The sequence below is a fragment of the Ruminococcus sp. genome (assembly GCF_017549005.1).
Classification (GTDB): Bacteria; Bacillota; Clostridia; order Oscillospirales; family Ruminococcaceae; genus Ruminococcus.
In genome coordinates this window covers 145,397-158,333 of record NZ_JAFYYT010000007.1, presented here as the reverse complement: position 1 = coordinate 158,333, position 12,937 = coordinate 145,397, and the positions used below count along the sequence as shown (strand labels likewise).

Genomic DNA, 12,937 nt, shown 5'->3' with positions numbered 1-12,937 from the left:
CTCGGGTAAAGCTTCAATGAACAGAAGCAGGGGGTATGCATAACGGTTGCAGGTCGTCGGCGGTGAGGACAATCATCGGACAGATAGTTACCGCGATGATACCGCAAAGGATTGTTAACGCAAATATTATACGAAAATGTATAATATAGATATTTAAGGAGGAAAATTCTAATGAACACACTTAAGAGAACATTAGCTTTAGTGGCTACACTCGCAATGGCTGCTACATCACTCGCAAGCTGCGGTGAGAAGAAAGATGACAAGGGCAACGACGCTCAGACAACAACTGCTGCAAAGGTAGACGACGGTGAGAAGACTACTGAAGCAGACAAGAAGGATGAGAAGGTATTCACAGTTGCTGCTTGGAACCACGATGACGCTCCTTACCTCATCGCTCAGTGGAAGGGCCTCAGCTTCGATACAATCGTAGGCGACCTCGCTGATGACAAGGTTGACGGCGTACACTTCATCGATATGGGTACAGGCGGAGGACAGGCTGCTGAGAAGTACGACCAGATGTTCAACAACAATGAGGATCTCGACGTTTACTTCTGCGAGGCTGACTGGGCTCTCAAGTATATCAACGATGATTCAAGAACAATGGCTCTCGAGGATCTCGGAATCGGCGACGATGCATTCCCGAACATCTACAGCTACACAGACGATATCGGTAAGGCTACAGCTGGTGCAAACGCTGGCAAGCGTGTAGGTATCTCATGGCAGGCTGCTGCAGGCGGATTTGCTTACAGAGCTGACCTCGCTGAAGAGTACCTTGGCGTTAAGACACCTGAGGAGATGCAGGACAAGATCGGCAGCTGGGATAAGTTCGTTGCTGCTGCTCAGGAAGTTTCTGAGAAGACAAACAAGGGCGTTGCACTTGCTGATACACTCGGCGGTCTCTGGCAGGCATATGCTTGCGGACGTACAACTCCTTGGGTTAAGGATAACAAGGTAGAGATCGACGCTTCATGTGAAGACTTTGCTAAGACAGCTAAGGCTCTCTGGGACTGCGGCGGTATCACAAAGAATACTCAGTGGTCTGACGAGTGGAAGGCTGCCGGTGTTACAGGAAACTGCATGGGTTACTTCGTTTCTACATGGGGCTTCGGTAACTTCTTCATGGACGCTGTTGGCGGCGTAGGCGGCGAGCAATACGGCAAGTGGGCAGTATGCCAGGGACCTGTTCCTTACTACTGGGGCGGTACATGGATGGTTGTTAACTCTGCAACTGACAATAAGGAAGAGGCTAAGGCTCTTATCCTCTCAGCTACATCTGACGAAGCGGCTATGAAGGATTACGCTGTTAAGAAGCCTGAATATGTAAACAACTCAAAGGTTATGGATGAGCTTATCTCAAGCGATACAGTATTCAACCAGGATATCAGCGGTATCTTCGTTGATAACCAGAACTACTTCAAGGCTCTTGCTGACAACGCTAAGAAGATCAACTTCAATGGCCTTATCACACCTTACGACTCAACACTTAAGGGCTGCTTCCAGAACGCTGTTAAGGACAAGTACCTTGATGGCGGCGCAACTTGGGAAGAAACTGTTGAAGAGTTCCTCGACAAGGCTGCTGAGGCTGCACCTGATCTCGATGTTGACTAATCTCTGATTAATTAACAGAGCAACGTAATAAATATGCCTACGGAATACTTATGTATTCCGTAGGTCTATATTTGTTTATACTAATTCGAGAGGGTGTGTTTTATGTCATCTAACGCGCATAGACGGATAAAGTCTGTAAGCTACGCTAAGTATGGCTATTTCTTTATTTTACCGTTTTTTCTTGTTTATTTCTTTTTCCAGTTATGGCCGCTGATCAATACCTTTATTGTAAGCTTCCACGGCAACGGCAAGGATGTCGCTGAGTGGATGGGATTACAGAACTATAAGGATATCCTTTTCGGCGGTGAGGGACGTAAAGTCCGTGTTATCCACGAAAGCTTCTTCAGGTGTCTCGGTAACACCTTTATCCTGTGGATAGGTAACTTTATCCCACAGCTCGCACTTTCACTTTCGTTGGCTGTATGGTTTACGGAAGCTCAGTTAAAGATCCCCGGAAAGGGCTTCTTCAAGGTAGTAATGTATCTTCCAAATATCATTACTGCTGCTTCTGTAGCTGTTCTTTTCCTCCAGCTCTGCGGACAGTCGGAAACAAACCCGGGTGCCGTCAACCTCATTCTTCACAAGTTCGGTATAGTCTCCAAGGACGTTATCGGTCAGGGACTTTACGACACTGTAAAGCTTGTTGAGGGCAAGTGGGAGTCGCGTATAGTGATCATGTTTATCCAGACATGGATGTGGTTCGGTAATACCATGATCATGCTCATGTCAGGTATCCAGGGTATCAACCCATCACTGTTCGAGGCTGCAAGCATCGACGGTGCAAGCTCGGGACAGGTGTTCAGAAAGATCACTCTGCCTCTTCTGACCCCGATCATGGCTTATACACTTATCACTTCCATGATAGGCGGTCTCCAGATGTTCGATATCCCGTTCCTTTATAATAAGGATATGAACGTAAGAGATCATATCAAGACAGTTGCGGTTATGATCTATCAGTACTTCCATGCTCAGGCTAACGAAAACAAGATGGGCTATGCAGGTGCCGCTTCGGTACTTCTCTTCTTCGTAACTCTTACACTCGGTCTTATCGCGTTCTATATGACACGTGACAAGGACGAGATCGCTAAGAAGAAGATGCGTAAGAAGGCTGCTAAAGAAGCTAAGCTTGAAAGCAGGCAGTTTGGAGGTATCAGATTATGAGCAATAATATGAAATCTGTCTACGGCAAGGCCAAGGACAATTATACACTCAAGATCAAGCTGAAATCGGGAATCCTCTTCCTGTGGTTCGTTATTCTTACGATAATCTGTCTGCTTCCTATTTATATACTTATTATAAATGCAACACGTTCGCATACGGATATCTCAAACGGACTCAGCTTTGTACCGAGTACATATCTGAAATCAAACTTCAATAAGGTCCTCAATGAACCTGCGTTCAAGTTTGCTTTCAACATCTTCCATGGTTATAAGAACAGCTTGTTCATCACTTGCTGCTCAACATTCCTGACAGTATTCTTTTCAGCGCTTACTGCTTACGGAATCCATGTTTATGATTTCAAACTCAAGGAAGTATCCTATACGGTAATACTCCTTGTTATGATGGTACCTATGCAGGTAACATCTGCCGGATTTGTAGCTTTCATGGCAGACCTCAAGCTTACAAATACATACTGGCCATTGATAATCCCCGCCGTTGCAGCTCCTGCGGTAGTATACTTCATGAGGTCATACATGAAGTCATCATTCCCACTGGATATCGTAGAGGCAGCTCGTATCGACGGATGCGGCGAGTTCAGGACTTTCTTATCTATTGCAATTCCTATGATGAAGCCTGCTATAGCAGTTCAGGCTATATTCGCTTTCATCGCAAGCTGGAACAACTTCTATAATCCTAACATGATCCTTATCAACGTACCCCTTACAAAGAAGACCCTTCCTATGATGGTATCTTCACTCCAGTCGTCTGATAAGTTCAACGATTACGGAACTATCTACCTTGCAATCGCGCTTTCTATTATTCCGATCATAATTGCATACGTAGCTCTTTCAAGATTTATCATTGCCGGTGTTGCACTCGGCGGTGTAAAGGAATGAGTTCAGAAAACAGCACACGAAAGTGTGCTGTTTTTTATGGGCGCTCAGGCGCCTTTTTTTGTTCTATAAGTGATCTTACGGGCATAATATTAAGTAAAGGAGTGATGAAAATGAATGAAAGTACAAGCTACAGGGCTGTATTGAGTTATCTCCCCGAAAAAATGCGCGGTCTGATGTCAGCGTTGCAGGAGAGTGAGCTTGAAGCACTCACAGAAGTAAGACTTCGCGCAGGCGGCCCTGTTTATTTCGTTTATCCGGATAAAGTGAGATATCTGCAGAAGGAGGGCGGGCTTTCCGCGAAATATACCGATGATGCCTATTATGTCGGAGCTCTTGCCATAAAGGAAACTGTTGAAAGATTATGTCATTTCTCAGTACACAGCTGCAAAAAACAGCTGGAAGAAGGCTTTTTTGTTGTAGAAAACGGCGTTAGAGTCGGAGTTTCGGGAGTATATTCATCTGCGGACAGCCCTGTACTCTATGAATTTGCGTCACTCAACTTCCGTATTCCGAGGTGTGTGAAAGGCTGTGCAGGTAAGCTTTTTTCTGAAACTTTCGATCAGAATATCATCATCTGCGGCGGAGTGAACTCAGGAAAGACCACGATATTACGCGAACTTTGCCGACTTACTGGCAATATCCGCAAAACAGCCCTGATAGATGAGAGAAATGAAATAGCCTGTATGCTCGGAGGCGAGCCGCAGAACGATATCGGCGCTATGACCGATGTTATTGTAAACCTGAGCCGTTCAGGTGGTATAATGTCGGCTGTCAAGACTTTATCACCCGAGGTCGTTTTCTGTGACGAGATATCTTCAATGGCGGATTCTGAGGCTATCCTGAAAGGCATAGGCTGCGGAGTCAAATTTGCGGTAACAGCTCACGGAGACAATTACAGCGACATTATGAAGCGCGATGACATCACTTTTCTCGTAAACAGCGGGCTTTTCGGGAGTATAGTTTTGCTTGAGGGAGCTTCTGCACCGTCAAAGATCAGGGAGATCAAGAGGCTCGGAAATGTACGTTAGAGCAGCTGCGGTCATACTCATGGTTCTTTGCGGAGCCTTCTGCGGAATGAACAGCTCGGAAAAGCTTAGAAAAAGAGGGGACATTTGTCTTGAGATCGGAAGAATGCTTCGTATATGCGAGTTTTCAATACGCAGCTGTGAGGCTGAAGTATACAGTATAGTTTCAAGGCTGAAAGCCGCTGAACTCAGTATGCTGACTTTTCTGAATGAGCTTCCGGAAAGCTATGAAGAAAACGGAGATTTCCATGACAAATGGCGTACTTCTGTGCAGAAATGCTCCGGTTTTGCAGCAGAAGAGAAAACGCTTCTTATTGAAATAGGGGCTTCACTGGGAACAAGCGATAGCGAGGGGCAGCTGAGGGCGCTGGCAGTATATCAGACAAGGGCGCAGGAACTTTATGAACTCAGGGAAGCAGAATACAGAACAAAGGGCAGACTTTACAGAAGTCTCGGTCTGCTTGCAGGTGTAACAGTGGGAATAATTGCGATTTGAGGATGAAAAATGAATATTGATCTGATTTTTAAGATTGCAGGAACAGGTATAATCGTAGCTGTCCTGAATCTTGTTCTGAAGCGTGCGGAGCGCGAAGAACAGGCAATGATGACCACTCTTGCAGGACTGATTGTCGTGCTCATAGTCATCGTTGAAGAAATAGGCGACCTGTTCGACAAGGTGAAAACAGTATTCGGACTATGGTAGGAAATTGCTTTACTGTGGGAGTTTTCTGTGTTGGCGGAGCGCTACTCTCACTTATACTGAAACAGTACTGCTCCGAACATTCTCTTGTGCTTTCCCTTGCAGTCTGCTCCTCAGTGTTCATCGGAGCTGTGGTAATGCTGGAATATCCTGTATCCGAGGTCAGGGATATATTTTTGTCGGCAGGTATTAATGAAAGCTACATATCTGCAATGTTCAAGGCTCTTGCTGTATGCTGTATCACTCATATTTCAGCGGAGTTGTGCCGTGACAGCGGAGAATCCGCAATGGGAGCGGCTGCGGAGCTTTGGGGACGGGCGGCGGTCGTTGTTATAAGTCTGCCTGTAGTCAGAGGCTTTATCGGGCTGATAGACAAGCTTTTATAGGTGAGAAATGATAAGGATAGCAAAATTATTATTGATAATCGCTGTGATTTTCTGCTTTTGCGGCGAGCTAAAGGTGTATGCAGTTGAAAACAGTCCTGAGGACGAATATAATCATCAGCTTGACGAAGTTCTCAGCGAATATGATATTGATCTTGGCTCTGAGGAGATCAAAGATGTTACTTTCAGCGGAATTATGGAAAAAGCTGCGGAAAAAACGGGAGTTTCCAGGGAAAATGTATTAGGACTCCTGGGAACTGTAATTGTTGTTGCCTTAGTCTCGGCAGTGCTGAAAAGCGCAGGGAGCGGCTTTATCAACGATTCCCCGGAGCTGTACAGTGCTGTTTGCAACATAACGGCTGCTGCTGTCATTATGCCGCCTGTTTTCAGCACTTTTTCCCGTACTCTCGAAGCTGTGAAGCTTGGCGGCGGATTTTTGACGGCTTTTATACCTGTTTTTGCAGGGATAACCGCTGTTTCGGGGGGTATAGCCACGGCAGGTGTGTATGATGTTGCGGTACTTGCGGCTTCCGAGCTTATATTACAGCTTTCGGGGAGCTTTCTTATGCCGCTTTTATCGGCTTCGGCAATGCTTTCAGTCACGGGAAGCGTATTCAAGGGTGCAGATATGAGCGGTATGGTACAGCTTATAAAGAAAACTGTAACGTGGCTGCTTACGTCTTCAATGCTGCTTTTTACGGGATTTGTCACACTGAAATGCACTTTGGCAGGAAAAGCGGACGGAGCTGCTTCAAAAACAGTACGTTTTATGATATCGGGGCTCGTTCCTGTAGTCGGGGGAGCTGTCACTGACGCATACGCAACGGTACGAAGCAGCTTTGAAGTAATACGCGGAACTGTAGGAACTGCTGGCTGCTTTGCGATAATACTTATTATGCTGCCTCCTGTGATACAGATAATGATATTCCGCCTTGTGATGTGGACGGGAGCTGCTGTCGCTGAGCTTTTTGGCGAAGACTCCATGTCAAAGCTGCTGAAATCGTTTGATTCTGCTCTTGCCGTTGCTCAGAGCGTGCTGATCTGCTACGGACTTATGTTCATACTGTGTACAGCAATACTTTTGCGGAATGCGGGGTGATGATACGGACAATATGCTTACAGCGGTCAGGAGCGTATGCTATGTTTCGGCAGGGATATTTCTGCTGAGATTTGTGACTGACGGTACAAGACTGAAAAAACAGGCAGCTTTTGTGATGAAGCTCGTTTTTGCTGTGGTATTCGCCTCAGCAGTCATAAAGGGGTTCATGGAATTTGAACTTCCCGAAATAAGTCAATATGAAGCCTCGGACTACAGTCAGGCAGCTGACAGATACAGGAAAGAGGCAGCAGAAAAAGCTGCGGAGAATATTTCTGACGTGCTTTGTTCTCAGCTTGAAGCCGCTGGGATAGATGTAAAAGAATTGCAGACTGAGGTTAATATTTCAGAGGACGGCAGCATAGATATTAGTAGAGTCATTGTCAGGTCGGCAGATCCTGCGGCAGCGGCAGAGCTTATCCGCAAAAGTCTCGGACAGGAAACGGAGGTCATAAATGAAACTGATTGAAAAAGCTAAAGAGCTTGCAAAGAACAGGAACTGGGCTGTATTTATGACCGTTTGCGGTATTGCAGGACTGCTTCTGATAATGATATCGTCTCTGCTGCCTGATAAAAGCAGTGCGCCGAAAGCTGAGAGGGCTTCTCCTCAGAGGCTCGGAGAGGTAAGCGACTATTGCAGGAGCACGGCAAAGGGACTCGAGGATTTTCTTGAAAGCATAGACGGGGCAGGCGAGATAAAGGCTTATATCACGGCGGAAAGCAGCGAAAGATATGTCTACGCCACTGAGGGCAGACGCAGTAAAGGTGACAATAAAACGGAGGAGGAAGAAAAATATGTTCTGATAGGCAGCGGAAGCGAAAAAAATGCGCTTATCGAGTCTGTTGAGATCCCTAAGGTCACGGGAGCAGTTATTTTATGCAGCGGCGGCGACAGCCCTTACGTCAGGGAGCAGCTCTACAAGGCTGTATCGGCGGCTCTTGACCTGCCGACTGCACGAATTTATGTTACAAAAATGAGATAGAGGAGAATAATTATGAAAAAACCATCACTTATAATAGGAAAGAAGCAGATAATCATGACCTGTCTTACACTTATGCTTGCAGTTGCCGTATATATAAACTACGCAACAGCTCCCGAGCTTGGCACGGAAAGTGATTCAGCAGTATTCCATGACCGCTCGGATGAGGTAAGATACGGCGAGACAGAATTTGTAAATGCGGAAGCCGAGCCGATGGCAGGGGACTACTTCGCACAGGCAAGGCTGGACAGAATGAAAGACCGCGACGAAGCTGTCCAGACCTTACAGACCATGATAGGCGGCGGAGATGTCACAGAAGACGAAGTTCTTGTAAACGCTCTTGATGCAGTCGAGGTATCGAAGCTCATTGAGAGCGAGGGAACTATTGAATCACTTATAAAAGCACAGGGATTTCAGGACTGTGTTGCATACCTTGACGGCGAAAATGCCAAGGTAGTCGTAAAGACAGAAGGGCTTGACAAGGCGCAGGCTGCATCCATAAAGGAGATTATTCTCGGAGAAACATCGGTCGCCGCAGAAAATATCAGAATTTTTGAGGTGAAATAGTTGAATTGAGAATAATTATTTGGTATAATATAATAGTAAGGGTGTATACATAGTTTTGATTAAAAGATACACTCAAATATCGCCGACGGAGGTCCGCTATGGAAGTTGAAAACATGAAGCCTCAGGTCTCAAGCAGACTTAAAATATCAGAAGACGTGATAATCGCCATTGCCAGGCTTGCAGCTCTCGATGTTAAGGGAGTCGCAGGGCTTGGCGGCGAAGTAGGCAAAATGAGCAAGCTCAGAAAGAATGGTCCCATCAAGATAAGCATGATGGGAGATGTTGCGGCTGTGGATATGAAAATAATCATAAAGAGCGGTGAAAAAGCCTGCAATATTGCACAGGAGGTTCAGACTGCAGTCAAGGAAAACGTTCAGAACATGACAGGCGTTCCTGTTGCAAGAGTAAACGTAACAGTCAGCGGAGTAGTTTTTGAATGATAAGAAGATATACCGCTGACGACCTTGAAGGCGCGGCAGAGGTTTTCCGTTCTGCATTTGCGGGAGAGCCCTGGAATGAGAACTGGGATATTGAGCTTGCAGCAAAGAGGATAAGCGAGCTTATGTCCTCACCGCAGTCAGTCGGCTATGTTTATGCCGATGGCGGAGTTATCAGAGCGGTATTGTGCGGCAGAAAGCTTACATATCTGCACGGCACCGAATACGTGATAGACGAGTTCTGCGTGGCTCCCGATTTGCAGCACTGCGGCATGGGTTCGGCTGTGCTCGCCCATGCGGAGAACGAGCTTGCAGAAGAAAACGTCGCTGCAATGGCGCTTCTGACGGGAAAAGGCAAGCCAAGTGAAAGATTTTATATAAAAAACGGATTCAAAGGGATAGACGACATGGTGTTCATGTATCATTCCTTTGAAAAAAGGAGAGTATAAATGACCAGACGTGAAATTAGAGACAGCGCATTCAAGCTGGTTTTTGAGCAGCTTCTGCGCGATGATGATATAAATGAGCTTTACGAGATAGCCGAGGAGATCGACGAGATAACCGTAAACGATGAGGTAAAGAAAATAGTTGAGGGAACTCTCGAGCACGCTGAGGAGCTTGACGGTATCATCTCAAAATACAGCAAGTCAAGAAGCATTTCGAGAATTTCAAAGCTCAATCTCGCAATACTCAGGATAGCTATGTACGAGTCCATTTATGACGATAATACTCCTATGAATGCGGCTATAAGCGAAGCTATAAAGCTATCCATGATGTATACATATCAGGAGGATACCGCATTTATAAACGGCGTTCTCGGCGCTTTTTCAAGGGATTCCCAGAAGGAAGACAAAGAAAATGCCTGAATATCTCGGAGTTGATACGAGTAATTATACTACCTCGGCAGCTGTTTACGTAAGTGGGGAGAACAGGATATACCAGCGGAAAAAGCTTCTTCCCGTAAAGGAAGGCGAGCTGGGGCTCCGTCAGAGCGACGCTGTTTTTCATCATACAAAGCAGCTCCCGGACATGATAGAGCAGCTTTTCGGCGAGAACAGCTTAGGCATACCGGAAGTTGTCACCGCTTCAGCAAGACCCCGCAATATCGACGGCTCATATATGCCGTGTTTCCTTTGCGGCGAGGGATTTGCACGTTCATATGCGGCTGTAACCGGAGCGGAAATGTATACGACCTCACATCAGGTGGGACATATCCTTGCGGCTCTTTATTCTGCGGACAGGCTTGAGCTTGTGAAAGAGCGGTTCATCGCCTTTCATGTCAGCGGCGGAACGACGGACTGTCTTTTATGTGAGCCTGACAGCGAGAGTATCATGAAGATAACGGAAGTCGGCACTTCCATCGACCTGAAAGCAGGACAGGCTGTTGACCGCACGGGGCTTATGCTTGGACTTCACTTTCCATGCGGCACAGAGCTGGAAAGGCTTGCAGTCAATGCTGATAAGAGTTTTAAGGTTAAGCCGGTGCTGAAAGACGGCAGCTGCTGTCTCTCCGGAGTTGAGAATAAATGCGGCGCAATGCTGAAAAGCGGCGAAAAGCCTGAGAATATCGCAAAGTATTGCCTTGATTTCATTGCCGAGACAATAATTGCCATGACAGCTCATGCAGTTGAAAAATATGGTGAGCTTCCCCTTGTTTTTGCAGGCGGAGTAATGTCGGACGTTATTATCCGCGACAGGATAATTTCCCGCTTTCCGCAGGCAAGCTTCGCAGAGCCGCAGTTCTCCTGCGACAATGCGGCAGGAGTTGCTATATACGGATATTTGAAGAGTACAGGAGAGAAATCATGCCTGTAATTACAGTTACACAGATAAACAGATATATCGGTTCGGTATTAAAGAACGACAGGAACATTCAGGGCGTGATGGTCCGCGGCGAAATATCCAACTATGTGAAGCATTTCCGCAGCGGTCACGTATATTTTACCCTTAAAGACAGTGAGAGCTCCATAAAGGCAGTAATGTTTGCAAACTCGGCTATGCGCCTTAAATTCGAGCCCGAGGACGGTATGTCCGTGATAGTTTCGGGAAGTATAGGCGTTTACGAGCGCGACGGAGCATATCAGCTCTATGTCAATGATATTATCCCCGAGGGTGCCGGAAAAGCCAATGTTGCTCTGGAGCAGCTTAAAAAGAAGCTGCAGAAGGAAGGCATATTTGATACCGCTCATAAAAGACCTATACCCTCAATGCCTAAAAAGATAGGCGCAGTAACTTCTCTCAGCGGAGCGGCTGTGCGTGATATAATCAATGTATTATCGCGGCGTTATCCGCTGGGTGAGATATATGCCGTAAATGCGCTTGTTCAGGGAGAAGCTGCGGCTGACTCAGTGTGCAGAGGAATAATCAGAGCAGAGGCGGCAGGCTGCGATGTCATAATCGTAGGCAGAGGCGGCGGTTCCAGCGAAGATCTCAGTGTATTCAACACAGAAAAGGTGGCTTATGCCATATACAACTGCAAAGTGCCGGTGATATCGGCTGTCGGTCATGAGACCGATTTCACCATAGCCGACCTTGTGGCAGACCTCAGAGCGCCTACGCCATCGGCGGCGGCAGAGCTTGCAGCTCCGGATATAGCTTTGCTTTACGTGAAGCTCTCGGTCATGGAGCGCCGCATTGAAAAAGCGGCAGGGAACTGTTTCGACAAGGCTACAGACCGCTTTACAGCGCTCAATGCGCGGCTTTTGGCGCAGTCGCCCGAGAAGCGACTGAAACTCACGGAGGAGCGGCTTTCAGCGCTTGAAAAGCGCAGTGAGACCGCACTTCTCAGGTATATTGACAAACTTGAAAGGGCTCTTGCGGAAAAGGCTGCAAGGCTTGACAGTCTGAGTCCCCTGAAAGTGCTTTCTCGAGGTTATTCTCTTGTATACAAGGGTGAAAAACTGCTCAACTCCTCGGGAAAACTTGAAAAAGGCGACAGTATAAGGATAACCTTCGGCAGCGGCGGCGCAGAAGCCGAGATAAAAGATAAATGGTGATAAAATGAAGGAAAAAGCTACATTTGAAGATAATATGAACGAGCTCGGCAGGATAGTTTCTGAGCTCGAAAAGGGAGATATTCCCCTTGAAAAGGCTGTACAGCTTTACGGCGACGGAGTTAAGCTCACGGCAGCCTGCAGGAAACAGCTTGACAAGGCTAAGATAAAGATAACAGAGGATGGCGGAGAATCAGAAAATGAGTAATTTCAAAGAACAATTCAGCGAATATATAAAATTTACAGAGGGTAACCTCAAAAAATACAATGCACATTCGGACAGTATGACGGCACAGAAAAATCTTATCGACGCCATGAATTATTCCCTTGAGGCAGGCGGCAAGAGGATACGTCCCGTGCTTGTCTACGCCTTCTGCAGCGCTCTCGGCGGAGACTACAGGAAAGCCTGCGCTCCTGCGGCTGCTATTGAGATGATACATACATTCTCGCTTATCCATGACGACCTTCCTGCAATGGACAACGATGATTTCCGCCGTGGAAAGCCCTCCTGTCACAAGGCTTTCGGAGAGGCTATGGCTATCCTGGCAGGTGACGCGCTGTCTGTTCTCCCATTTGAGCTGATAGCAAATGCAGAGGAGCTCAGCAGCGGGCAGAAGGTCAAGATAATCTCATGTCTTGCAAGGGCTGTTGGCAGGGAAGGCATGATAGGCGGACAGGTCATCGACATGGAAAACGAGGAAAGAAGCGACGTCGATGAGGCAAATCTCCGCAATATGTACAGACACAAGACAGGACAGCTCATTGCAGTTTCGTGTATGATGGGCTGCATATGTGCAGGTGCTGACGACAAAAAGATACAGGCAGCAGCAGATTACGGCTTTAAGCTCGGACTTGCTTTCCAGATAATTGACGATATTCTTGATGTTACCAGTACGACTGAGGAGCTCGGTAAGCCTGTGGGAAGCGACGTGGAGGAAAACAAGACCACATTTGTAACTCTTTACGGAGTCGAAAAAGCACAGGAGATCGCTAATGCAGTAACGGACGAAGCTCTCGGCTGCCTTGAAATATTCGGCAGCGACGGATTCCTCACGGAGCTCACAGAGACGCTTCTGAAAAGAAAGAATTAA

Annotated in this window: 18 protein-coding genes; all 18 read left to right on the top strand. The window is 46.8% G+C overall.

The window, feature by feature from the left end; genetic code table 11:
* Positions 1 to 171: 171 nt before the first annotated feature.
* The 18 genes from IKW96_RS03570 (at position 172) to IKW96_RS03485 (ending at position 12,937) form a co-directional block, all read left to right on the top strand.
* Entirely contained in the window at positions 172 to 1,608 is a 1,437-nt protein-coding gene (locus IKW96_RS03570; RefSeq protein WP_296570356.1) for an ABC transporter substrate-binding protein, read from the top strand.
* Positions 1,609 to 1,710: 102 nt separating this feature from the next.
* On the top strand, positions 1,711 to 2,769 hold the full coding sequence (locus IKW96_RS03565) for a carbohydrate ABC transporter permease (RefSeq protein WP_296570354.1): 1,059 nt from the start codon (positions 1,711 to 1,713) through the stop codon (positions 2,767 to 2,769).
* Positions 2,766 to 3,665, top strand: a complete 900-nt coding sequence (locus tag IKW96_RS03560) for a carbohydrate ABC transporter permease (protein ID WP_296570353.1) — start codon at positions 2,766 to 2,768, stop codon at positions 3,663 to 3,665. Before IKW96_RS03565 ends, IKW96_RS03560 begins: the two co-directional genes overlap by 4 nt.
* Before the next feature lie 110 nt (positions 3,666 to 3,775).
* Positions 3,776 to 4,693 carry a hypothetical protein gene (locus IKW96_RS03555; protein WP_296570350.1) on the top strand — a complete coding sequence of 306 codons (918 nt, stop codon included), beginning with the start codon at positions 3,776 to 3,778 and terminating at the stop codon, positions 4,691 to 4,693.
* Positions 4,683 to 5,186, top strand: coding sequence for a stage III sporulation protein AB (locus IKW96_RS03550; protein ID WP_296570347.1), 504 nt, complete (start codon positions 4,683 to 4,685; stop codon positions 5,184 to 5,186). The genes IKW96_RS03555 and IKW96_RS03550 overlap by 11 nt, the downstream gene beginning before the upstream one ends.
* A 9-nt stretch (positions 5,187 to 5,195) precedes the next feature.
* Positions 5,196 to 5,393 carry a stage III sporulation protein AC gene (gene spoIIIAC, locus IKW96_RS03545; protein WP_296570344.1) on the top strand — a complete coding sequence of 66 codons (198 nt, stop codon included), beginning with the start codon at positions 5,196 to 5,198 and terminating at the stop codon, positions 5,391 to 5,393.
* A 14-nt stretch (positions 5,394 to 5,407) separates the two neighbouring features.
* A complete protein-coding gene (locus IKW96_RS03540; RefSeq protein ID WP_296570341.1) occupies positions 5,408 to 5,776 on the top strand; it encodes a stage III sporulation AC/AD family protein in 369 nt (122 codons plus the stop codon).
* A 7-nt stretch (positions 5,777 to 5,783) separates the two neighbouring features.
* Positions 5,784 to 6,872 carry a hypothetical protein gene (locus IKW96_RS03535; RefSeq protein WP_296570336.1) on the top strand — a complete coding sequence of 363 codons (1,089 nt, stop codon included), beginning with the start codon at positions 5,784 to 5,786 and terminating at the stop codon, positions 6,870 to 6,872.
* Between the two features lie 13 nt (positions 6,873 to 6,885).
* The gene (locus IKW96_RS03530; RefSeq protein ID WP_296570333.1) at positions 6,886 to 7,338 is read left to right on the top strand and encodes a hypothetical protein; all 453 of its coding nucleotides are present in this window, start codon (positions 6,886 to 6,888) and stop codon (positions 7,336 to 7,338) included.
* Positions 7,325 to 7,852 carry a hypothetical protein gene (locus IKW96_RS03525; RefSeq protein ID WP_296570329.1) on the top strand — a complete coding sequence of 176 codons (528 nt, stop codon included), beginning with the start codon at positions 7,325 to 7,327 and terminating at the stop codon, positions 7,850 to 7,852. Before IKW96_RS03530 ends, IKW96_RS03525 begins: the two co-directional genes overlap by 14 nt.
* A 12-nt stretch (positions 7,853 to 7,864) precedes the next feature.
* Positions 7,865 to 8,416: a SpoIIIAH-like family protein gene (locus tag IKW96_RS03520; protein WP_296570327.1), complete on the top strand. Its 552-nt coding sequence runs from the start codon at positions 7,865 to 7,867 to the stop codon at positions 8,414 to 8,416.
* A 98-nt stretch (positions 8,417 to 8,514) separates the two neighbouring features.
* Positions 8,515 to 8,856: an Asp23/Gls24 family envelope stress response protein gene (locus IKW96_RS03515; protein WP_296570323.1), complete on the top strand. Its 342-nt coding sequence runs from the start codon at positions 8,515 to 8,517 to the stop codon at positions 8,854 to 8,856.
* On the top strand, positions 8,853 to 9,302 hold the full coding sequence (locus IKW96_RS03510; RefSeq protein ID WP_296570320.1) for a GNAT family N-acetyltransferase: 450 nt from the start codon (positions 8,853 to 8,855) through the stop codon (positions 9,300 to 9,302). The genes IKW96_RS03515 and IKW96_RS03510 overlap by 4 nt, the downstream gene beginning before the upstream one ends.
* Complete coding sequence (gene nusB / locus IKW96_RS03505) at positions 9,303 to 9,719, top strand: transcription antitermination factor NusB (protein WP_296570316.1); 417 nt, start codon at positions 9,303 to 9,305, stop codon at positions 9,717 to 9,719. It abuts the gene before it with no gap.
* Complete coding sequence (locus IKW96_RS03500) at positions 9,712 to 10,668, top strand: peptidase M22 (protein WP_296570312.1); 957 nt, start codon at positions 9,712 to 9,714, stop codon at positions 10,666 to 10,668. The genes nusB and IKW96_RS03500 overlap by 8 nt, the downstream gene beginning before the upstream one ends.
* Complete coding sequence (gene xseA / locus IKW96_RS03495; RefSeq protein ID WP_296570309.1) at positions 10,659 to 11,849, top strand: exodeoxyribonuclease VII large subunit; 1,191 nt, start codon at positions 10,659 to 10,661, stop codon at positions 11,847 to 11,849. Before IKW96_RS03500 ends, xseA begins: the two co-directional genes overlap by 10 nt.
* A gap of 4 nt (positions 11,850 to 11,853) precedes the next feature.
* Entirely contained in the window at positions 11,854 to 12,054 is a 201-nt protein-coding gene (xseB, locus tag IKW96_RS03490; RefSeq protein WP_296570306.1) for an exodeoxyribonuclease VII small subunit, read from the top strand.
* Positions 12,047 to 12,937, top strand: coding sequence for a polyprenyl synthetase family protein (locus IKW96_RS03485; protein ID WP_296570303.1), 891 nt, complete (start codon positions 12,047 to 12,049; stop codon positions 12,935 to 12,937). The genes xseB and IKW96_RS03485 overlap by 8 nt, the downstream gene beginning before the upstream one ends.